Genomic DNA, 20,843 nt, shown 5'->3' on the forward strand with positions numbered 1-20,843 from the left:
CGTGCCCAGTCGCCGGGGGTCACCCGATCACCTCCTCGACGGTGGCCCGCAGCTCGACCGGGACGTCCACCGTCAGGTGCCGCCCGTCCCGCACCACCACCCGGCCGTCCACCACCACCTGCGTCACGTCGGCGGCGGTGGCCGCGAAGAACGCCCCGACCGGCGGCACCCCGGCGGTGCGGGCGCTGTCGAGCCGGACGGTGACCAGGTCGGCGCGCATCCCCACGGCGAGCTGGCCGGCGTCGCCCCAGCCCAGCGCGGCGTGCCCGGCCACGGTGGCGGCGGTCAGCAGCTCGGCGGGCGTGAAGTGCCCGCGCCGCCGGGTGCGCAGCCGCTCGTCCAACTCCACCGCGCGGGCCTCCTCGAACAGGTCGACCACGGCGTGGCTGTCGCTGCCGAGGCTGAGCGGGCTGCCGGCCTCGGCCATCCGGCGGGCCGGGCCGATCCCGTCGGCCAGGTCGCGTTCGGTGGTGGGGCAGAGGCAGACGCCGGTGCGGCTCTCCCCGAGCAGTGTCACGTCCGCACTCGTGGGATGGGTGGCGTGCACGGCGGTGGTGTGCCGGCCCAGCACCCCGTGGTCGGCGAGCAGCCGGGTCGGGGTGCACCCGTGCACCGCCCGGCAGGCGTCGTTCTCGGCGGGCTGCTCCGACAGGTGCACGTGCAGCGGCACGCCGTGCCGGTCGGCCCAGCCGGCCACCGTGGCGAGCTGCTCCGCCGGTACCGCGCGCACCGAGTGGATCGCCGCGCCGACCCGGACGTGGTCGTCCTCCGGCGTGAACGCGCCGGCCCGCTCCGCCCAGCGCAGCGCGTCCCCGTCACCGAACCGCCGCTGCGGCCCGACCAGCGGCGCACCGTCCACGGCGGAGGTCAGGTAGCAGGCGTCCAGCAGGGTGAGCCGGACCCCGGCGTGCGCGGCGGCCTCGACCAGCGCGGCGGACATCGCGTTCGGGTCGTCGTACGGGGTGCCGTCGGGGCCGTGGTGCAGGTAGTGGAACTCGCCCACACAGGTGATCCCCGCCTGAGCCATCTCGGCGTACGCGGCCCGGGCCAAAGCCAGGTACGAGTCCGGGTCGAGTCGCCCCGCCACCTCGTACATGACGTCCCGCCACGTCCAGAAGTCACCCCGACCGCCCTGGGTGCGCCCGCGCAGCGCCCGGTGGAAGGCGTGCGAGTGGGCGTTGGCCAGGCCCGGCAGGGTGAGGCCGGGCAGCCGCACCGCGTCGCCGAGCACCTCCACCCCGGCCGTCGGCCCGCCCACGGGCAGCGGGGTGACGGCGCTGATCCGCCCGCCGTCGGTCTCGACCAGCACGTCGGGGGTGGGTTCGGCGTGGTCGGGCAGCCAGGCGTACTCGGCCAGCCATCTCATCGGCATACCAGCTCCTCCAGCACCCGCGCCAGCGCGGTCACCCCGGCGGCGCAGTCGGCGTCGGTGGCGGACTCGGCGGGAGAGTGGGACACCCCGCTGGGATTGCGCACGAAGAGCATCGCGGTGGGCAGGTGCGCGGCGAGCACCCCGGCGTCGTGCCCGGCCCCGGTGGGCAGCACCGGGGCGTCGAGCAGCCCCGCCAGCCGGTCGGCCAGCCCGGCGTCGAACGCCACCGGTGCGGTCGCCGACTCCTCGGTGCAGGTCAACGCGGTGCCGTCTCGCCGAGCCCGCTCGGCGGCCTTGGCCCGCACCGCCTCGACCAGGCCGCGCAGGGTCTCCGGCTCGGCCGCCCGGGCGTCCAGCCAGCCGGTGACCGTCGACGGGATCGCGTTGGTGGCGTTCGGCGCGACGGCGACCCGGCCGATCGTGGCGTGCGCGTCACGCAGCCGGGCCTCCTTGTTCGCGGCGAGCACCGTGAACGCGTACGTCAGCATCGGGTCGCGGCGGTCGGCCATCCGGGTCGTACCGGCGTGGTTGCCCTCGCCGTGGAAGTCGAACCGCCACCGGCCGTGCGGCCAGATCGCGCTGGCCACCGCGACCGGGGAAGCCGCGTCGGCCAGCGCCCGGCCCTGCTCGACGTGCAGCTCCACGAAGGCGGTGAACCGGCCGAGCAGCCCGACGTCGCCGCCCGCGGGCCGCTCGCCCAGCGCCTCGGCGAAACTCACCCCGGCCGCGTCGCGCAGCCCGGCCGCGCGGTCGACCGCGATCTGGCCGGTGAGCAGCCGCGACCCCAGGCAGGGTACGCCGAACCGGGCCCCCTCCTCCTCCACGAACGCGGCCACCGCCACCGGCCGGACCGGGGCGGCCCCGGCGGCCCGTAGCTCGTCCACGGCGAGGAAGGCGCTGACGATGCCGAGCGGCCCGTCGTACGCCCCGCCGTGCGGCACCGAGTCGAAGTGGCTGCCGGTGAGCACCGCGTCGCCTCCGGTGGGGTCGCCCCACCAGGCGAACAGGTTGCCGTTGCCGTCCCCGGTCACCGGCATGCCCCGCCGGTCGGCCTGGTCCCGGAACCACTCCCGCAGCCGCAGCTCCGGCTCGGTCAGCGCGTACCGCAGGTACCCGCCGCTGGCGGCGTCCCGCCCCACCGGGGCGATCTCGTCCCACAGCCGCCGGAACCGGACGGCCAGCTCACTCATGGGGCCGGCTCCGTCATCGGTACCCGCACACCGGTGCGTCGCGCGATCTCGCGGGCCGCGTCGTAGCCGGCGTCGACGTGCCGGATCACGCCCATCGCCGGATCGTTGGTGAGCACCCGTTCGATCTTCTGCCCGGCGAGCGGGGTGCCGTCGGCGACGCAGACCTGGCCGGCGTGGATCGACCGGCCGATGCCCACCCCGCCGCCGTGGTGCAGCGACACCCACGACGCCCCGCTGGCCGTGTTGACCAGCGCGTTGAGCAGCGGCCAGTCGGCGATCGCATCGGAGCCGTCAGCCATCGCCTCGGTCTCCCGGTAGGGGCTGGCCACGCTGCCGCAGTCCAGGTGGTCCCGGCCGATCACCACCGGCGCGCTCAACTCGCCGGCGGCGACCATCTCGTTGAACCGCACCCCGGCGACGTCCCGCTCGCCGTAGCCCAGCCAGCAGATCCGCGCCGGCAGGCCCTGGAACGCCACCCGCTCGCCAGCCATCCGGATCCACCGGGCCAGGGACTCGTTCTCCGGGAACAGGTCGAGCACCGCCCGGTCGGTGGCGGCGATGTCGGCCGGGTCACCGGAGAGCGCCGCCCAGCGGAACGGCCCCTTGCCCTCGCAGAACAGCGGCCGGATGTACGCCGGTACGAAACCGGGGAAGTCGAACGCGCGATCGTACCCGCCGAGACGTGCCTCGCCCCGGATCGAGTTGCCGTAGTCGAAGACCTCCGCGCCCGCGTCGAGGAACCCGACCATCGCCTCGACGTGCCGGGCCATCGACGCCCGGGCCCGATCGGTGAACTCGGCCGGCTTCGCCTTCGCGTAGTCCCGGGCGTCGGCCAGCTCCACCCCCTCGGGCAGGTACGACAGCGGGTCGTGCGCGCTGGTCTGGTCGGTGACGATGTCGATCTCGACGCCCCGGCGCAGCAGCTCGGGGAAGACCGTGGCCGCGTTGCCGACCACGCCCACGCTCAGCGCCCGCCGGTCCCGCTTCGCGGCGCGTACCCGCTGCACCGCCTCGTCCAGGGAGTCGGCCACCTCGTCCAGGTAGCGGTCGTGCACCCGGCGCTCCAGCCGGGTCCGGTCCACGTCGACGACCAGGCAGACGCCGCCGTTCATGGTGACCGCGAGGGGCTGGGCCCCGCCCATTCCGCCGCAGCCGGCGGTCAACGTCAGCGTGCCGGAGAGGCTGCCTCCGAAGCGTTTCGTCGCGACGGCGGCGAACGTCTCGTACGTGCCCTGGAGGATGCCCTGGGTGCCGATGTAGATCCACGAGCCGGCGGTCATCTGCCCGTACATGGTCAGGCCGAGCTGCTCCAACCGCCGGAACTCCGGCCAGGTGGCCCAGTCGCCGACCAGGTTGGAGTTGGCCAGCAGCACCCGGGGCGCCCACTCGTGGGTGCGCAGCACCCCGACCGGGCGGCCGGACTGCACCAGCATCGTCTCGTCGTCACGCAGCTCGGTCAGCGTCCGCACCAGCGCGTGGTACGACGGCCAGTCCCGCGCCGCCTTCCCGGTGCCGCCGTAGACGACCAGGTCGTCGGGGCGTTCGGCCACCTCCGGGTCGAGATTGTTCATCAGCATCCGCAGCGCGGCCTCCTGCGGCCACCCCTGGGCGGTGCGCGCGGCGCCGCGCGCGGCGCGAACGGGCTGGTGCATTTCGACTCCTCTCAGCCGAGGAACAACTGACGACGGGCGGCGGACGACTCGAACGCCTCCAGGCGGGCCTGCGTGTCGGCCGGTGCGGCGTCGCAGATCGCCTGGAGGACCACCATGGCCAGGGCCATCGGTGCGGTGTGCAGGTCGAAGACGAGACCGGTGCCGACGGCGGCGGGCAACACCAGCGTGGCGTGGTCGGCGGCGGGGCTGACCGGCGAGTCGGTGATCGCGACGACGGTCAGTCCGGCGGCGCGGGCCTCCCGCAGCGCGTCGAACGTCTCCCTCGGGTAGCGGGGCAGGACGAAGGCGAGCAGGGCGCTCGCCCCGGCCGCCGCCGCCTGCTCCAGCCGGTCGGTGAGCAGGCTCCCGCCGTCGTCGAGCACCCGCACGTCGGTGTGCACCTTGGCGGCGAAGTAGGCGAAGTAGGCAGCCAGCGGCGCGGCGGCGCGCAGCCCGAGCACCGGCAACGGCCGGCTCGCCGCCAGCAGCCGCCCCGCCTCGGCGATCCTGCTCCGGTCGGCCAGCTCGCCAGCGAGCCGGTCCAGGTTGGCCATCTCGGCCCGGACCGCCTGTTGCAACTCGTTGCCGTCGTCGCTGCCGCCGCCGGTCGACCCGGCGGCCAGCTCGCGCAGGCGGCGGCGCAGCGCCGGGTAACCGTCGTGGCCGAGCGCCATGGCGAACCGGGTCACCGAGGGTTGGCTCACCCCGGCCAACTCGGCGACCTCGGCGGCCGACAGGTACGACACGGCGGTGGCGTGCTGCACCAGGCAGTGCGCGATGCGGCGCTGGGTGGGGGTGAGCCGCACGCCGTGGAACAGGTCGCGCACCCGTTCGGTCGGCACCCCCACGGCAGCGCTTTCATTCATGCACAGACTCTATGCATGAAAACTTTCACCACGCAACCGTCCGGACCGGCGACGCCGTGCGGCTCGACGACACCCGACGGGCATGCTTGTCACCGTGCGCTATCTGATTCCACATCCCGACGCGGTGGCCGACCTCGCCGATCTCGACGTCGCGCTCCACGACGGCACTCAGCCCATCCCCGATCACCTGGACGACGTCGAGTTCTTCGCGGTCCCGTACGGGGTCATCGATTCGCGTCTCTGCGAGCCGATCGCCCGGATGCCCCGGCTCGCGGTGGTGCAGACCGTGACCGCCGGCTACGACCACGTCCTGCCGTTCCTGCGACCCGGCCTGATCCTGGCCAACGGGCGGGGCGTGCACGACGCGGCCACCGCCGAGTTGGCGGTGGCGCTCACCCTCGCCGCCCGGCGCCGGCTGCCGGACTTCGTCCGCGCCGGTGACGAGGGCCGCTGGGCCACGGGCTGGTCGGCCGGGCTGGCCGACGCCCGGGTGCTGATCGTCGGTTACGGCTCGATCGGCGCGGCGATCGAGCGCCGGCTCGCCGGGTTCGAGGTGGAGGTCAGCCGGGTGGCGCGCAGCGCCCGCTCCGGCGTACGGCCGGTGTCCGACGTCGCGGAACTGCTGCCGCAGGCGGATGTGGTCATCCTGGCCACCCCGCTGACCCCGCAGACCGAGGGCCTGGTGAACAAGGATTTCCTCGCCAGGATGCCCGACGGCGCCCTGCTGGTGAACGTGTCCAGGGGTCGGGTGGTGGATACCGCGGCGCTGCTCGCCGAACTCGAGGCGGGCCGGCTGCACGCCGCCCTGGACGTCACCGAACCCGAGCCGCTGCCCGCCGACCATCCGCTGTGGTCGGCACCGAACGTCCTGATCAGCCCGCACGTCGGCGGCCTGACCGCCGCCTTGGCCCCCAGGGCCCGCCGACTCCTGGTCGACCAGGTACGGCGGTACGCGGCCGGCAAGCCGCTCGCGAACGTCGTCATCGGACAGTAGTCGCCTCGGTGGCGTCGATTGCGGCATCCTGCGGTGCCACGGCGTGCGGATGGCGCAGGATGCGGCATTCGGCGCCACCGCACGGACGGGCGCGTCCTCTGTACCATCCCCTGGGCGGGTGAGCAGAGGAGTCAGCATGCAGCCGGAGGGGCCGTACAGGTTCACCGAGATGATGGGCGTCTGCCAGGTCGGCAAGGCCTGGTGGGCCGTGGACGGGCAGGACCGGCTGGTGACCGTCGCCGTGCTCGAACCGGTGGTGGCCGAGGACCCGGCCTGGCGGCGTGCGTTCGCCGGCATGGCTGACGCGCTGGCCGCGCCCGGTGGGGGCGGCCGGCCGTACCTGGCCGCCGACTTCGAGGCCACCGCGCCGTGGGTCGCGTACGTCGCCGACGGCAGCCCCGGCGCCGAGCACCTGTTCCGCGCGCTGGGCCACGAGATCCACGGCGAGCAGGCGACCGACGACGCCACCGTGGCGATGCACCAGGTGCCGCCGGTGCAGCAGGCGCAGCCGATGCCGTGGGCGGTGCAGGGCGACCCGTCCCAGGGAATGGCACCCCAGCCGGTGTCGCCGTCGCCGGTCTCCACGCCGCCGCACCCGGTGTCGACCCCTCCGGTCTCCACGCCGCCGCACCCGGTCTCCACCCCACCGCACCCGGTCTCCACGCCGCCGGTGTCGCCGGCCTACCCCCGGCAGGACAGCGCCCCGCCGTACGACCCGTTCGATCCGTCGACCGGCCCCCGGATCGCCCCCGTGCGTCCCGAGCCGAAGCGGCGGCGAGACTGGATCTCGGTCGCGGTGGCGCTGGTGCTCACCCTGGTCGCCGGCACCGCCGGGTTCTTCCTCGGGGGAGGTGGCGGCGACAAGACCGCCGCCCCGCCCGCGCCGTCGACCAGCCCGTCCCTGCCGCCGTACGAGGCGAAGCAGTTCGCCATCAACAAGGCGAAGTTCGAGGGCGAACTGGCACCACTGGCCGAGCCGTGGCTGACCCGCCTCGGCGGCTGCGTGGTCTACGGGGAGGCCGGTGCCCCGAAGCTGCCGGCCGACGAGAAGCGGCACGTCTTCTGCAACTACGGCGGGGCGTGGCTGCACTTCGCGCTGCACCAGGGCCGCAAGCAGAAGGACACCGCCCGCGCGTACCGTCAGCAGCTCAACCTGGCCGGCGCGACGGTGGCGCCGGGGATGCGTGAGGCGACCCGGACGACCGGCGGGGTGACCGGCGCGAGCGGCAGTTACGTCGAGTACGCGTTCGAGGGCGACGGCGGCCGGCCCATCTGCGGTGTCTGGTGGGACCGGGACGACATCGAGGGTGCCTTCTACGTGGAGACCCTCTGCGAGGAGGGCCTCGGCGGCGACTGGGACGCGCTGCGGGATCTGTGGCGGCGGGGCAGCTGACCGACCCGCCGTCCCGGCGGTCAGCCCCGGCTGACCAGCGCGACCGGCTCGACGCCGTCGGTGACCTGCGCCACCCGGTAGTCGGCGAGCGCCTGCCGCCAGACGTCCCGCTCGGCGCCGACGAGGTGCGAGCGGACCAGCCAGACCCGGGCGTCGTCACCGCGCCGGCCGGCCAGCTCCACCGCCCGCTGGAGTCCGGCGCGGACGGTGGTCGCGTCCTGGCCGGAGACCACGACCACGTCGGACCGGCGGGGCATCGCGACCGACCAACCCACGGTGTTGCCGTACGGCGCGACCAGCTCGATCGGCTCGTGCCGGGAGTAGAACGCGAAGCCGTACCAGGCCGCGTCGTTCATGACCACGACGTCGTTGCCCGCCCGGTGCGCGGCCACGTACTCGGTCGCCGACCGGATGTCCGTCACGGAGATGGCGGTGTAGTACAGCCCCGGTTCGTTGCCGTCGAACCGGTACCAGTGGCCGTTGCCGACGGCGTAGGGACCGATCAGCAGCGCGCAGACCGCCGCGGCCAGCACCGCCGGTCGAGCCCGGGGCACCCGGTGGCCGAACCGCGTGACGGCAAGGTCCGCCACCCCCGCGACCCCGATGCCGGCCACCGCCGCCGCCGTGACGAGCAGGAAGTGCGACGTACGTAGCTCCAGCAGCGGGTACAGCCCGGCGACTCCCAACGTGCTCGCCACCACCGGTAGCAGGACCACCGCGAGCGCGGTGGCGGGACGGTCCCGTCGTACCAGGGTCACCGTGCCCGCGACGAGCGCGCCGGCGACGACCAGCCCGGGAGCGCCGACCAACGGCGACAGGTCGGCGAACCGGTCGCCCAGGTAACCGGCCAGTTCACCCGGCCCGGGGAAGCTGTCGGCCCAGTACCGCTCCATCGCCTCGTTGCGCCCCCGCGAGGAGATGCCGAGGTAGACGGCGGCGACGATCACCCCGGCGTTCAGGCCGGCCAGGGCCACCTCGGCGACCCGTGGCCACTGCCGCCGGCTCGCGGTCGTGAGCAGCAGCGCGCCGAAGACGCACGGGGCGACGATCGCCGTCACGTGGCTGACCAGCATGGCCACCGCGACGGCGGCGGTGAGCACCCCGAGCCGCCGCCGGGACCAGGCCTGCTCGGCCCAGCAGACCAGGACGAGCAGGCACACCGCGACGGCGGCGTCGGCGGTGTACTGCTTGAGGTCGTGGCGGACCTGTTGCGCCGGGAGGAGCAGCACCACCGTCGCGCAGGCGACACCCGCCACGATGCCCCGGCCGGCCGTCGGCCACCGCAGCGACCGGCCGAACGCGTACGCCCCGACGACCGCGAGCCCGTGGAACGCGAGCGGCACCGCCCGCAGGTGGTCGGCGTCGGGCACCAGCCGCAGCAGGAAACTCCAGCCGATCGGGCTGGACGACGTCGTCACCGGCAGGTCGCCGAGCGGGAACCGCACGGACAGCGCCACCCACGCCTCGTCGACCCAGTAGGGGGCTGTCAGGATGGTCCTGACGTCGTGCACGACCAGGATCAGTTCGAGCAGGACGGCGACGGCGGCGGCGTCGCGGACAGTCGGGCGGGGCCCCGGTGCGGCGACCGTCGACGCGTCGGACCTGCCGACGTGCGCTGGTTCGAGGTGTGCGATCACGCAGATCCCTATCCGACTGGCGACCGGCCGGGCGTCACCCTAACCCAACCCGGGCGAAAGTGTCGGCACTGGTGAGGCGGCTGCTGTGCCATGCGAGGGGCGTGCCACCACAGTGGCAGGTGACACGAAACGGTTCCGGAGTCGAGGAACACCCTGTCCGGACCATGACGACCTCAGGCGGTACGGCAACTTCGAGGCAGTTGCCACCCCAGTTGCTTCGCGTGCTCTTCTTCCAGGTGAGCGTGGTCATGTCGTTGCTCTGCGATTGAGGCGATGAGTTTGCGGACCGCGCTTCGCTCAACGCGGCTTCGCTATGCGGGCCCACGAACGCTATTCAGAACGGCCTATCCCGAGGTGTGGTGACCCCGAGTCCGGTGACGCTCCGTAGCACTCGGAGGAAGCCGGTGAGGTGTTCGCCCCAACTGGCGTGGAGGATGTTCTGTTGGTCAGGTTGCGATGACGCGCAATCGACTGCGGCATGCCGTGCCGACCGGGGTGTTAGGGTCACCGGATGCCCTCACTCCTTACCAGGCCATTCCTTGCCGGACGCACCGCGCTGATCGTTGTGGACCTGATGCCGCGTATCGTCGAGCAGGACATGGGTCCCCACAAGGGGGCTGACGTGGTGGCCCGGGCAAGCCGCCTGGTGACAGCGTTCCGCCGGGCAGGCGGCACCGTGGTGCTGGTCCGGGTGGATCGGCCGGGCGTTGCCGAGCAGCCCCCGGGCAGTGGGTTCGTCCCGGAGATGGAGCCGCAGCCCGGTGACATCATTGTCGTGAAGCAGACCATTGGTGCGTTCTACGGCACAGGCTTGGCCGACCAGCTGCGGGAGCGCGGTGTGTCTTCAGTGGTCATGACCGGCCTCGCCACGACGATGGGTGTCGAGTCGACTGCGCGCGCTGCGTCCGATTACGGGTTCGAGGTCATCTTCGTGGCCGATGCGATGAGCGGTGTGGCGGCGGCGGAGCATGACCACGCTCTGACGGTGGTTCTGCCGCGGTTCGGCGAGGTCGTCACCACTGACGAGGTACTCGACTGGCTCAGTTGACGCCTGCCGCGCTTACTGGTCGGGGGACTCTCGCCTCGCTTTGCGGGTCTCACCAGAACGCGCTACGTAGTTCGAGATCATCACATCCGGAACTTGCGCGGGACACACCAGACCGGTTGAGGATATGCCGATGGACACCCGGTGTCGACAGGTGGTGACTGATCCGTACGATCGCACGGTGCGAGAGTCGTCTGCCACCGTCAAGCCAGCCCGTCTCGTCGGTGGGCTCGGCCTTGCCGCCCTGGCGGTCGGGTTCCTGGTGACGGGCAGGTGGCAGTTCGCGCTCGCGGTCGGGGTCGGCGCGCTGCTCGGCTGGGTGCTCTGCGAACCGTTGCGCATCACCTGGGCAGTCCTGGTCATCGCCTTCACCGTTCCGGTGACCATCGATCCCGGCTACCCGACGAACCCCACGTACACCCTGCTGCTGGTCCTCTTCGTCCTCGCCGGCTGGGGCCGGGTGCTGCGCGCCGAACGGGACGGCTGGCAGCCCAGGCTGATCGGCGCGGCGCTGCTGCTCCCGGCGTGCGCCGTGCTCGCGGGGCTCGTCCACTGGCACGGGGCCAAGCCGGTCGTCGTCGGCCTCGCGCCGCTGCTGTGTTACGGGGTACTCGGTTGGCACCTGGTGGAGGAGGCGCGCCGCGACCCACGGACGATCCGGCGGATCGCGGAAGCGCTCACCTGGTTCAGCGTCGCCGTCGCCGTCTTCGCGAAGTACCAGACCCTGTCCCGCAGCTGGCCGATCTTCGACCAGTTCGCCTACCACTGGACGTACACCTCCGCCTTCGACAACACCCGGGCGGTGGGGATCTCCGGGCACCCCATCATCTACGGCAGCTTCGCGATGGCGATGGCGCTCGTCGCGCTGACCCTGCGGGGCCGGTACTGGTACGTCCCGTTCACCGCCAACCTGGTGGCGCTGGTGCTCTCCGGGACCCGCAGCGCCTGGGTGGGCATGGTCCTCGCCCTCGCGGCCTGGCTGTTCGTCCGGTGGCGGAGGATCTCCCTCCGGGGGGTGGGCAGCGCGATCGCCGTCGGCGCGGTCGCCTACGCGGCCGTGGCGGTGGCGCCGTCGATCCTGGCGCCCACCGTTTCCGAGCCGGCGTCCAACGTGGCCGCCCCCGCACCGACCGCGGCGGCACCGGCACCCACGCCCGCAGTCCCCACACCCGGATCGGCGGCCCCCGCGCCGACGTCTGCGGCCCCCGCCCGCACATCGGCGGCTCCGGCGCCCACCTCGGCGGCCCCCGCGCCCGAGACCGAAACCGCCGCCTCGCAGGCTCCCGCGCCGAGCCCCACCGGGCCCGCCGACGCGGTCGGCGTGGCGGGGTCCAGGTTCTCCGACCCGGCAAGTGCCGGCGCGCGCTTCACCCGCATCAGCGTCGTCTGGGACGGCATCACGCGCGACTGGTCCACCGTCGTCTTCGGCAACGGCCCGGAATCCAACGTGCGCTACCTGGAGCACGTCGGTATCGGCGACGGTCAGGCGGAGGTCTTCGACAACACGTACCTGACCTTCTGGTACAACTTCGGCCTCATCGGCCTGGCCGGCCTGCTGTCCCTGCTGGTGGTCCTGTTCCGGCACCTGCGGTCGCTGCCGGCCCGCGTCCTGCTGGTGGGGTTCTCGGCGCAGGTCTTCTTCTTCGACGTGTGGCTGTGGCCCGGGGCGGTGGCCGTGGCCCTGCTGGCGGTGGCGCTGGGCGCGGCCGAGCACCCGTCGCTGACCGCCCGGCCGCTGCCGGCCCTCGGCCGGCGTAACCGCCGCCCGGCGGCGGCCCCCGCTCTCCGGTGAGTTCCGGCGTCCGTCCCTCGGGGACGGACGCCGAACGTAGGTCAGCCCACGGCGGTCGGGTCGGGCCGGGCCGTCGGGTCAGTGACCGACGGTCGGGGCACCGGCGACCCGATCAGGCCGGCGGCGCGCCGGTGCCGGCGGGCGGCCGGCGGCAACCCGACCAGGAACTCGGGGAACATGCCGAAGAAGGTCCGGGCGCCGCGCAGCTCCAGGCTGTGCGCCCGCGACCAGCGCAGCGAGTTCGTCGCGCGGGCCCAGTGATGCGTCCACCGCACGTCGCCCAGCAACACCACGGGCAGGCCGTGCCGCCACGCCCGCAGCCCGAGCTCGTGGTCCTCGTAGTAGAGGAAGAACCGCTCGTTCCAGCCGCCCAACCGGACCACGTCCGCGGTGCGCCCGGCGACGGCCGCGCCCATCACCCAGGCCACGTAGCGCGCCTCGCCCGGTTCCGCCACCATCCGGTACGCGGCGTGCAGGCGGGACAGCGGCCACAGCTTCCGGTTGCCGAGCTTCGCGGTGGCGTACGGGAAACCCCGGCCGTTCGGCTGCGGCACGCCGTCGGAGGCGAGCAGTTGGGGGGCTACCAGGCCGCCGTGCGTGTCGAGGTGCCGCCGCAGCGTGTCCAGGCCGTCCGGGCGGACCTCGAGGTCGGGGTTGGCGAACAGCACGTACTCGCCGGTGGCCTCGCGCAGCGCGACGTTGTTGGCCCGGGCGAAGCCGACGTTCTCCGGCAGCCGGATGACCCGGGCGCCCAACTCCTGCGCCACCGCGACCGAGTCGTCCGTCGAGCAGTTGTCCACGACGATCCACTCGTACGGCTTCGGGTCACCGCCCCAGCAGCGGCGGAGTGTCTCCGCCGACTGGTAGCTGACCGTCACGACACTCCACCGGTGTCCCGCCATCACGCTCTCCGAACTGTCAGATAGCCGTACAGGGTGGCGAAGCCGAAGCGCTCGCCCCGCCACTGGCGGCGGGCTGCCGGCCCCTCCCGCAGGCCACGCCCCACCCCCCGCAGGAACGGCCGCAGCAGGCCCTGCCGGGCCCGTCGGGCGGCCAGCGCGAGGTGCGCCGCCGCGAGGACCGGCACCGCGACGAGCATCAGTGGCCAGGTGAAGGTGCGGGCCGCGACCAGGAGCCGGTTGCGGGCCAGCAGGAAGGCCCGGAATCCCTGGAGCCGGCTGTCGCCGTCGACGCTGTGGCCCCCGGCGTGCGGGAGCACCACATCGAGCGCCCGGGTGCGCACGCCCGCGGCGTAGAGCCGGAAGGCGAGGTCGGCGTCCTCACCCCAGGCGAAGAAGTGCTCGTGGAACCCTCCGAACCGGCGGAACAGCTCGGTGGGGAACACCGCCGCGCCGCCCGACGGGCCCAGCGGCGAGCGCGACACCGTGGCCGGGCGGTCGATGAACAGCGAGACCGGATGCAGGTCGATGCCGACGTACTCGCCGCCGTGCATGGCCAGGCCGACCGCGACGGGGGCGTCGGGATCCTTCGTGATCGCGGCGCAGACCCGGGCCAGCGCGTCGTCGGGCAGCCAGACGTCCGGGTTGAGCAGCATGACGTGGCTCGTCCTCGCCGCCACCACCGCCCGGTTGCAGCCGGCCGCGAAGCCCGGGTTCGACGAGTCGGGCAGGTACTCGTACCGGTCGTCGTCCAGGCAGCCGCCGATCACCTTCCCGCACCCGTCCTGGGGCCAGTTGTCGGCGAAGACGAACCGCACCGGCAGTCCCTCGGCGGCGCGTACCCAGGTGGGGAGCGTCTCGGCGAGCATGTCCGCGGACCGGTAGAGCACCGTGACGATGGTCAGTTCCTGCGCCACGCGGGCACCGCCTTCCGTTGCCTGCTCAGGTCACCCGGGGTCACGTCAGCGACCGGTAGAGGCGCTGCCAGCGCGTGACGCACCGGTCGAAGGCGTACTCCTCGGCGTACCAACGGGCCACCCGCTGCCGTTGCGCCGCAGTCGCGGCGGAGCCGACCGCCTGCCGGAGCACGTCGGCCAGCGCGGCGGGCGTGGGGTCGGCCCGGAACGCCAGGGTGCCGGTGGCGTGCCGGGTGACCTCCGCCAGGCCGCCGGCGCCGGTGTGCACCACGGGCACGCCCAGGGACAGCGCTTCGAGCGCGCTGAGCCCGAACGACTCGACCCGGGACGGCACCACGAGGCAGTCGATCCGCTGGAGGAAGTCCGCCGCGTCGACCCGGCCGACGAGTTCGAGGTTCGGGCGGGCGGCGATCGGCAGCGAGCCGGCCCCGGCGACCACGAAGTCCGCGTCCGGCAGGCAGGAGGCGATCTCGGGCAGCAGGTCGGCGCCCTTCTCCCGCTCCAACCGGCCGAGATAGCCGATCACCGGCCGTCGACCGGCCACCGCCGGGGCCACCGGCGGTGGCTCCGGCCAGGTGACCGGAAGCGGGTTCGGGATCAGGTGGACGTCGTCGACCCCGCCGCGGTCACGCAACTCAACGGCCTCGAACTCGGACACCGCGACCGTCGCGTGTGGCCGCAGCCGGCGCAGCGCCAGGTCGAGCGTGATGTTCGACTGGACCATGGCCTTGTGCCGGAGTGAGCCCGCCGTGTCCCGGTACTGCCAGAGGCTGTTGTGCAGGGTGACCACGAGGGGAGTCCGGGTGCGTTCGGTGCTCAGCGCCGCCCGGGCGTGCATCGCCGCCGACAGCAGGTGGGCGCAGACCACGTCCGGCCGCACCTCGCGGACGAGACGACGGATCTCCCGCGCGTAGGCCAGGTCGACGCGACCGCGGGCACCGAGCCCGGTCCAGGGCACCCCGGCCTCCCGCAACGCCCTGCCCACCTCGTCGTCGGAGGTGGCGGCGACCACCTCCACCCCGGTCCGGGCGTGCGCCGGGATGAGCTCCGTGAGGATCCGCTCCGCGCCACCGAGCTGGCGTCGCCCGGAACCGCCGGTGGTGCAGACGAAGAGCACCCTCACGAGGCACGCAGCCCTTCGACGGCGCCGCGCGCGATGGCCCGCCGTACCGGGTTCGCGCCCACCGCCGCCCGCAGCAGCACCCCGAAGACGTACGCCGTGGCGGCGACCCGGCCGCGCCGGCCTCCCATGTCCCGGCTCGCCCGGATGAACTCGCGGGTACGTCGTTGCGAGATCTCCTCCTCCGACCAGCGTCGCCTGGCGGTCGCGTCGTCCTCGTGCATGATGACCGCGTCCGGCACGTACGCCAGCCGCATGCCCCGCTGCCGGACGGCCCAGCACAGCCGCATGTCCTCGGAGTAGAAGTAGGACGTCTCGTCGACCCCGCCGATGGTGTCGAAGGTGTCCCGGCGCAGGGCGACGAAGGGCCCGGTCAGCCAGTCCGCCCGCTCCGGCGGTGCGACGATCCGCAGCCTCGGCGCCACCAGGCTCAGCCCGGTGGCGTGCGCCAACCCGACCCGCACGCTGAGGAACCGCCCTCCCTCGGTCTGCGGCACGCCCTCCGGCGTCACCACGGCGGGGAAGGCCGCGCCCACCCCGGGGTCGTCCAGGGCGGCCAGCAGCAGGGCCACGGCACCGTCGTGCACGACGATGTCGTTGTTGGACAGGATGACGTTCGACCGGCTCGTGTGGCGTACGCCGAGGTTCATCCCCCGGGCGTAGCCCAGGTTCGAGCCGGACTGCACGTACCGCACGCCCTGCTGGGCGCAGAACTCCGCCAGGGCTTGCCGGATCTGTTCGGAACTGCCGTTGTCCACGACGACGATCTCGGCCTCGCGGGGCAGCGACAGGACGCAGGCGCGCGTGCGCGTGAAGTCCTCCCAGGCGAGGACCACGATCGAGGCATCCATGTCACACCGTCCCATGACTCGGCGGCTGCGCGCGCCGCAGGCTAGCTCTCGACCCGAAGGCGTGTACGGCGTAGGCGAGCGAGGAGGCGAGCGCCGCCCCGACCGCGCCGGCCCAGGGGATGATCCCGTAGTACGCGGGTATCGCGACGGCCGCCGTGACGAGGGCGACAGCGGTCGTCGGCCGCTCGCCCCGCCTCTTCAACAACAGGGCGCTCCAGCTCTTGCCGGCCGCGGTGGCCAGCGAACCGGGCAGCAGCAGGAGCCCGAGGACCCACGCGTGCCGGTACTCCGGTTGAAGGAAACCCAGCACGGCGAGCCCGACGACGGCGGCCAGGGCGATCGGGAGAGCGGCCCGTACCACGGCCTTCGTCGGGTCCGGTCCGTCCGCGCCGTCCCGGTCGGCGAGGATTCGCTGCGCCCGTACCACGGCGCCGGCCTGTGCGAACTCCAGGGCCGCGACGGCCAGGGCGTAGACGCCGAGCGGGCCGGCGCCGGCGAACCTTGCCACCAGGATCTGGTTGAACCGCAGCGTCATCATCTGCGCGAAGATCCCGACGTGCAGGTTGCCGACGGCGAGCACGTCGGCGCGGTAGTCCGACGCGGTGGCCGAGGCGGGCGGAACCGGCCCGGCCCGCCGGACCATCACCAGCGCCAGGCCACAGACGGCCAGCGCGCTGAGCCACTGGACGCCGAGCCAGACCAGGCTCCACAGGTTGCCGTCGAGCCAGCCGGCGGCATGAAGGGCGACATAGCCACCGACCAGCAGCGCCCCGCTCGCCGCCCGCACCGCGTACACGAGCCGGAAGCTGCGGCGCCGCAGCGCGAACGACGAGACGGTGTTGAAGACGGTCAGGCCCGCCGCGGCACCCACCCCGACCAGGTGGCTGCCGAGGCCGGCCACCGTGGTGAGCAGTGCGGCGGCGGCACCGGAGAGCAGCACCGAGACGCCGAGCATGGCCAGAACCCACGCGCGTCCCCGGGCGGTGACCCAACCGGCCGGGCGGGAGAGCAGGAACGTGTCCAGGGACAGTCCGCCGACGGCCGCGCCCAGCGTCGCGGCCACCATGTTGGCGGCCAGTTCACCGCGCTCCGCCGCGGGCAGGGTCACCGAGACGACCGCCGCCACCCCGGTCAGGCCGAGGGCGGCGAGGTAGAGGAGTTCGGGTGCGACGAGTCGCCGGAGCAGCCGCGGCACCCGGTGCGCGGTGGGTGACTCCGGTGGTGACGGCACCGTTTCGCCGCCGGGCGGGTCGCCGTCCCGGACGGCGGCACGCGGGCCGGGGCCGGTCAACGCCCACCACCTCGGAACACTTCCGCCACGGTACGCAGCACGATCTTGATGTCGAGCCAGAGCGACCAGTTCTCGACGTAGTAGTTGTCGAACCTCGCCCGGTCGGAGATCGGCGTGTCGCCGCGCAGGCCGCTGACCTGCGCGAGCCCGGTGAGCCCGACGGGTACCCGGTGGCGCATCGCGTAGGTCGGGTACTCGACGGAGAACTTCTCGACGAAGTACGGCCGTTCGGGTCGGGGCCCGACGACGCTCATCTCACCGCGCAGGATGTTCCAGAGTTGGGGCAGTTCGTCCAGCGACGTACGGCGCATGAAGCGGCCGATCGGTCCGACCCGTTGGTCGTGCGCGATGGACCATTTCGTCTGCGACTCCTGCTCGTCGGCCGGCTGCATCGAACGGAACTTGATGACCTTGAACGGCTTGCCGTACCGGCCGATCCGTTCCTGGTGGAAGAAGATGCCCCGGCCGCCGTCGAGGAACGTCGCGACGGCGCAGAGCAGCAGCACGGGGCTGAGGACGAGCAGCGCCACCGTCGCGAAGAGCACGTCGGAGGCGCGCTTGACCGCCCATCGTGGACCGGAGAGCCTGATGTCACCGATCTTGACGATGGGAATGGCGCCGACGTGGTCGGGATATCCACCGTGGGAGCGGGAACCCCACAGCCGAGGCACCGCCCACAGGTCGCAGCGAGACGTGGTGGGCTGGAGCAGGATCTCCATCAGGGCCGACTCCGGGTAGTCCGGGTCGGCGATGATCAGCACCTCGCAGTCGAGCATCCTGGTCAGGTGCTCCAGGTCGGTGACAGCGCCGACCAGCGGGAGCGCCGCGGAGCCCGGTCGCGACGTGGCGTCGACGCAGCCGACGAACCGCAGGCCGTACTGCGGGTAGCGGCGGAGCAGCCGGGCCAGTTCGCCCGCGATCGGACCGCTGCCGATGATGATGGCGTTGTGCTCCACCCACCGGCGCTTGCGCGCGACGAGGAGCACCTTCCGGCTGAACGCACGGCCCACGATCACCAGGCCGGCGGAGAGCGCCACGCCGTGCATGAAGCCACTGACGTACTGCACCGAGTCGTGGCGCTCGGCCGCGATGATGGCCACCACGGCACCGGATGCCAGCAGTCGGCCGCCGAGGCTGGGCAGCTCGTCCAGGAAACCGACGTGCCGGCGGGGCCGGTAGAGCCCGCCCGCCGCGAAGAAGGCCACGGTGAGGCCGGCGTTGACCAGCGTCCCGCGCCAGTAGTTCTGGGTCATCAGCAGCGGGGTGAGCAGCGCGACGACGTCGAGGGGGGCCGCCATCATCCAGGCCCGCAGCCGGCGGGTGCTCCGGGAGGCCCGGGAACCGGCGTACGGCAGGACGGCGGTGGTGTCGAGACCGGCGCGTCGCTCGGCGGCGGGCGGGTCGGCCACCAGTCGGACGGCGGGAGTGCTTGTGCGAGTTCCCTCGCCGCCGGCCCGGTCGCCCTGCGATTCCGCCGACTGCTGCGACGGCCCGTCGAGGTGCGTGGCGGTCGCCGCAGGGTGACCTGTCGCCGGTAGGCGTGACATGGTCGATCCTCCCCCGTGACAACCCCCGGCGAGGTGCGAACGCCGGGGGCGATCGAAGGATACGAGTGGGTCGGCGTGGTCACCAGAGCCCGTGAGGTGAATCCGCCTCCTACTTTCCGGCAGTAATGATCTCCGGAACCGAGTCGCGGCGGACCGCGTCGAAGAGGCTCCTGGCCTTCGCCGTGTCCGCGAAGACGACGCTCTCGCTGCCCACCCGGCCCGTCCCCTTGCTGGGGCAGGTGAAGAAGGTCAGGTTGTCGCTCCTCAGGTGACGTAGCTTCATCGCCAGGTCCACCAGGGACAGTGACTTGTCCACCGCCACCGCGTGCGTGCTGGCCTCGACGAACGAGTTCAGCTTGCCGGGGTTGGTCAGCACGCCGCCGGAGGCCGCCTTGTCCAGGATCGCCTTGATCACCTGCTGTTGGTGTCGGATCCGGGCGAAGTCGCCGTCGGCGAAGGCGTGCCGCTCGCGCGCGTAGTCCAGGGCGGCCGCACCGGACAGGGTCTGCCGACCCCTGACGAAGGTCCGGCTCCCGCTCGGGTCGAGCGAGTACTTGGTGGTGAAGTCCTTCTCCACGTCGATCTCGACACCGCCGAGCGCGTCGACGATCTCCTTGAAGCCGGCAAAGTCGATCATCGTCACGTGGTCGATGCGCACCCCGGTGAACTTCTCCACCGTCTGGACCATGAGTGGGACGCCGCCCCACGCGTAGGCGGCGTTGATCTTGGCGTCCCGGCCGCCGCGTCCACTCTTCGACCTGGGCACGTGCACCCAGGTGTCGCGGGGGATCGAGATGAGCTGGGCGCTCGACCGATCCCTGGTGAGATGGGCCAGGATGATGGTGTCGCTGCGGGACCCGCCGGCGTTCTCCTGGTCCCGGGAGTCGCTGCCCAGGATCATGATGTTCATGGCGCCCTCGGCCGCGGCCACCGCCTGCGGACGCGACTCCTGCGGCACGTCGTCGAACGCCTCGACCCGTTCGATCGAGGAGTCGACCGAACGGTAGTAGAGCCCGGCCGCGACGACCCCACCGCCGACCAGCAAGGCCACCACCAGCAGCACGACCAGCGCGATCCGCCGCCCACGGCGGCGGCGCGGAGCCGGCGCGGGCGCCTGGCCCGTACCGTCGGGATCCACGTCGGACGCCGGGAGTCGCGGGTCGGGATCGGCGAGCTGCTGACGTTCGGACATGGCCGCGATGCTACTGATTCACGTTTGCCCGTGGTGACCCTCGTCCGGACGGTCGATCCCGACCATCTGACCGGCGAATCGAGACGGCTCTCGCCGATCCTCACCTCCGCCTGGTACAACCCACGGGTGGACGCAACGACGCTTCGCCGGGCCATCGCCCGCACCCGCCTCGCGCCGGTCGCCGCCTTCCCCAAGCGGTTCGCCCGGGTCGCCCGGCACGATGCCAAGATCATCCGCACCACCACCCGGTGGCTGTTCACCTCCCGTGAGCACCACAACTACACCTACGAACTGACCAAGCTCAGCCGCCAGCACCTCGCCTGGTTCGTCAGCGTGGTCTGCGACGTCCCGGTCAAGCAGGTCCGCGCCTACCTCGACGAGATCGAGAAGGACGACGAGCTGCGCGGCCACATCGAGCGGGCCACCGCCGGCTCCGCGCGCCGCGGCCTCGCCGACAAGCAGGTCCGGTACGCCCGCCGGATCGGCTGGTACGCGATCGTCCGCGCCACCCGACCCGCGCACGTCGTGGAGACCGGCGTCGACAAGGGGCTGGGCAGCTGCGTGCTCGCCGCCGCGCTGCTGCGCAACGCCGCCGAGGGCCACCCCGGCCGGCTCACCTCGCTGGACATCAACCCCGAGGCCGGCTACCTCGCCCGCACCGCCCCCTGGTCGGAGGTGGTCGACCTGGTGATCGGGGACTCGATCGCCTCCATCGCGGCCCTCGACCGCCCGGTCGACCTGTTCCTGCACGACAGCGACCACAGCCGCGCCCACGAGAAACGGGAGTTCGAGGCGGTCGAACCGAAGCTCGCCCCCGGGGCGATCCTGCTCACCGACAACGTCACCGTCACCAACGTCCTGGCCGAACACGCCGAACGCACCGGTCGCCGCTTCCTGGCGTACAAGGAGACCCCGCTGGACCACTGGTACCCGGGCGACGGGATCGGTGTCGCGTGGTGAACGCCCGCGTCGGTCGAGGTCACTCCGCCGGGGTGATCACCGGCCGTGGTCGTCGCGGCACTGTCGTGCCACCGTCCGGGGTGGTTGTCTTAGCTTTCGCTTAGCCCGCTTGTTCGCCCGCCCTC

General features: G+C 72.9%; 18 protein-coding genes. 5 read left to right on the top strand and 13 right to left on the bottom strand.

Annotated features, from left to right (window positions below; all coding sequences use genetic code 11):
- Positions 1 to 19: 19 nt before the first annotated feature.
- From E1165_RS14250 to E1165_RS14265, 4 genes are read right to left on the bottom strand one after another with little or no spacing between them, the layout of a single operon-like run.
- Positions 20 to 1,372: a formimidoylglutamate deiminase gene (locus E1165_RS14250; RefSeq protein WP_132391618.1), complete on the bottom strand. Its 1,353-nt coding sequence runs from the start codon at positions 1,370 to 1,372 to the stop codon at positions 20 to 22.
- Positions 1,363 to 2,562: an allantoate amidohydrolase gene (locus E1165_RS14255; RefSeq protein WP_132391620.1), complete on the bottom strand. Its 1,200-nt coding sequence runs from the start codon at positions 2,560 to 2,562 to the stop codon at positions 1,363 to 1,365. The genes E1165_RS14250 and E1165_RS14255 overlap by 10 nt, the downstream gene beginning before the upstream one ends.
- Positions 2,559 to 4,214, bottom strand: coding sequence for a urocanate hydratase (gene hutU / locus E1165_RS14260; RefSeq protein ID WP_132391622.1), 1,656 nt, complete (start codon positions 4,212 to 4,214; stop codon positions 2,559 to 2,561). The genes E1165_RS14255 and hutU overlap by 4 nt, the downstream gene beginning before the upstream one ends.
- Positions 4,215 to 4,225: 11 nt before the next feature.
- The gene (locus E1165_RS14265) at positions 4,226 to 5,080 is read right to left on the bottom strand and encodes a MurR/RpiR family transcriptional regulator (RefSeq protein ID WP_132391624.1); all 855 of its coding nucleotides are present in this window, start codon (positions 5,078 to 5,080) and stop codon (positions 4,226 to 4,228) included.
- Positions 5,081 to 5,162: 82 nt separating this feature from the next.
- On the opposite strand from E1165_RS14265, the gene E1165_RS14270 reads away from it, so the two are divergent.
- Both E1165_RS14270 and E1165_RS14275 read left to right on the top strand, forming a co-directional pair.
- Complete coding sequence (locus E1165_RS14270; protein ID WP_132391626.1) at positions 5,163 to 6,074, top strand: 2-hydroxyacid dehydrogenase; 912 nt, start codon at positions 5,163 to 5,165, stop codon at positions 6,072 to 6,074.
- A gap of 118 nt (positions 6,075 to 6,192) precedes the next feature.
- On the top strand, positions 6,193 to 7,467 hold the full coding sequence (locus tag E1165_RS14275) for a hypothetical protein (RefSeq protein ID WP_243704759.1): 1,275 nt from the start codon (positions 6,193 to 6,195) through the stop codon (positions 7,465 to 7,467).
- A 20-nt stretch (positions 7,468 to 7,487) separates the two neighbouring features.
- On the opposite strand, the gene E1165_RS14280 is transcribed toward E1165_RS14275, so the two are convergent.
- Both E1165_RS14280 and E1165_RS14285 read right to left on the bottom strand, forming a co-directional pair.
- A complete protein-coding gene (locus E1165_RS14280) occupies positions 7,488 to 9,104 on the bottom strand; it encodes a hypothetical protein (protein WP_132391628.1) in 1,617 nt (538 codons plus the stop codon).
- A 34-nt stretch (positions 9,105 to 9,138) separates the two neighbouring features.
- Complete coding sequence (locus E1165_RS14285; RefSeq protein WP_132391630.1) at positions 9,139 to 9,354, bottom strand: DUF397 domain-containing protein; 216 nt, start codon at positions 9,352 to 9,354, stop codon at positions 9,139 to 9,141.
- Positions 9,355 to 9,615: 261 nt separating this feature from the next.
- Between E1165_RS14285 and E1165_RS14290 the strand changes: the two genes are divergently transcribed.
- Both E1165_RS14290 and E1165_RS29540 read left to right on the top strand, forming a co-directional pair.
- Positions 9,616 to 10,152, top strand: a complete 537-nt coding sequence (locus E1165_RS14290; protein WP_132391632.1) for an isochorismatase family protein — start codon at positions 9,616 to 9,618, stop codon at positions 10,150 to 10,152.
- A 178-nt stretch (positions 10,153 to 10,330) separates the two neighbouring features.
- Positions 10,331 to 11,941 carry an O-antigen ligase family protein gene (locus tag E1165_RS29540; RefSeq protein ID WP_207916882.1) on the top strand — a complete coding sequence of 537 codons (1,611 nt, stop codon included), beginning with the start codon at positions 10,331 to 10,333 and terminating at the stop codon, positions 11,939 to 11,941.
- Positions 11,942 to 11,982: 41 nt separating this feature from the next.
- Here the strand turns inward: E1165_RS29540 and E1165_RS14300 are convergent, their stop codons facing one another.
- The 7 genes from E1165_RS14300 to E1165_RS14330 form a co-directional block, all read right to left on the bottom strand.
- The gene (locus E1165_RS14300; protein ID WP_132391634.1) at positions 11,983 to 12,843 is read right to left on the bottom strand and encodes a glycosyltransferase family 2 protein; all 861 of its coding nucleotides are present in this window, start codon (positions 12,841 to 12,843) and stop codon (positions 11,983 to 11,985) included.
- The gene (locus E1165_RS14305) at positions 12,843 to 13,757 is read right to left on the bottom strand and encodes a glycosyltransferase family 2 protein (protein WP_243704760.1); all 915 of its coding nucleotides are present in this window, start codon (positions 13,755 to 13,757) and stop codon (positions 12,843 to 12,845) included. Before E1165_RS14305 ends, E1165_RS14300 begins: the two co-directional genes overlap by 1 nt.
- A gap of 40 nt (positions 13,758 to 13,797) precedes the next feature.
- Positions 13,798 to 14,880, bottom strand: coding sequence for a glycosyltransferase family 4 protein (locus tag E1165_RS14310; RefSeq protein WP_132391636.1), 1,083 nt, complete (start codon positions 14,878 to 14,880; stop codon positions 13,798 to 13,800).
- On the bottom strand, positions 14,877 to 15,728 hold the full coding sequence (locus E1165_RS14315; RefSeq protein ID WP_132391638.1) for a glycosyltransferase: 852 nt from the start codon (positions 15,726 to 15,728) through the stop codon (positions 14,877 to 14,879). The genes E1165_RS14310 and E1165_RS14315 overlap by 4 nt, the downstream gene beginning before the upstream one ends.
- A 1-nt stretch (position 15,729) precedes the next feature.
- A complete protein-coding gene (locus tag E1165_RS14320; protein ID WP_243704761.1) occupies positions 15,730 to 17,019 on the bottom strand; it encodes a hypothetical protein in 1,290 nt (429 codons plus the stop codon).
- Positions 17,016 to 18,566 (bottom strand): sugar transferase, encoded by a 1,551-nt coding sequence (locus E1165_RS14325; RefSeq protein WP_132391640.1) that lies wholly within the window; start codon positions 18,564 to 18,566, stop codon positions 17,016 to 17,018. The genes E1165_RS14320 and E1165_RS14325 overlap by 4 nt, the downstream gene beginning before the upstream one ends.
- A 109-nt stretch (positions 18,567 to 18,675) precedes the next feature.
- Positions 18,676 to 19,758: an LCP family protein gene (locus E1165_RS14330; protein WP_132391642.1), complete on the bottom strand. Its 1,083-nt coding sequence runs from the start codon at positions 19,756 to 19,758 to the stop codon at positions 18,676 to 18,678.
- Between the two features lie 126 nt (positions 19,759 to 19,884).
- On the opposite strand from E1165_RS14330, the gene E1165_RS14335 reads away from it, so the two are divergent.
- Positions 19,885 to 20,718: a class I SAM-dependent methyltransferase gene (locus tag E1165_RS14335; RefSeq protein ID WP_132391644.1), complete on the top strand. Its 834-nt coding sequence runs from the start codon at positions 19,885 to 19,887 to the stop codon at positions 20,716 to 20,718.
- Positions 20,719 to 20,843: the final 125 nt, after the last annotated feature.

This window comes from Micromonospora sp. KC723, assembly GCF_004348595.1.
Classification (GTDB): domain Bacteria; phylum Actinomycetota; class Actinomycetes; order Mycobacteriales; family Micromonosporaceae; genus Micromonospora.

Coding starts and splice junctions, on each gene's coding strand:
- E1165_RS14325 (WP_132391640.1), bottom strand. CDS start 18,566: ATGTCACGCCTACCGGCGACAGGTCACCCTGCGGCGACCGCCACGCAC.
- E1165_RS14290 (WP_132391632.1), top strand. CDS start 9,616: ATGCCCTCACTCCTTACCAGGCCATTCCTTGCCGGACGCACCGCGCTG.
- E1165_RS14315 (WP_132391638.1), bottom strand. CDS start 15,728: ATGGATGCCTCGATCGTGGTCCTCGCCTGGGAGGACTTCACGCGCACG.
- E1165_RS14255 (WP_132391620.1), bottom strand. CDS start 2,562: ATGAGTGAGCTGGCCGTCCGGTTCCGGCGGCTGTGGGACGAGATCGCC.
- E1165_RS14250 (WP_132391618.1), bottom strand. CDS start 1,372: ATGCCGATGAGATGGCTGGCCGAGTACGCCTGGCTGCCCGACCACGCC.
- E1165_RS14285 (WP_132391630.1), bottom strand. CDS start 9,354: ATGACCACGCTCACCTGGAAGAAGAGCACGCGAAGCAACTGGGGTGGC.
- E1165_RS14265 (WP_132391624.1), bottom strand. CDS start 5,080: ATGAATGAAAGCGCTGCCGTGGGGGTGCCGACCGAACGGGTGCGCGAC.
- E1165_RS14300 (WP_132391634.1), bottom strand. CDS start 12,843: ATGGCGGGACACCGGTGGAGTGTCGTGACGGTCAGCTACCAGTCGGCG.
- hutU (WP_132391622.1), bottom strand. CDS start 4,214: ATGCACCAGCCCGTTCGCGCCGCGCGCGGCGCCGCGCGCACCGCCCAG.
- E1165_RS14270 (WP_132391626.1), top strand. CDS start 5,163: ATGCTTGTCACCGTGCGCTATCTGATTCCACATCCCGACGCGGTGGCC.
- E1165_RS14330 (WP_132391642.1), bottom strand. CDS start 19,758: ATGTCCGAACGTCAGCAGCTCGCCGATCCCGACCCGCGACTCCCGGCG.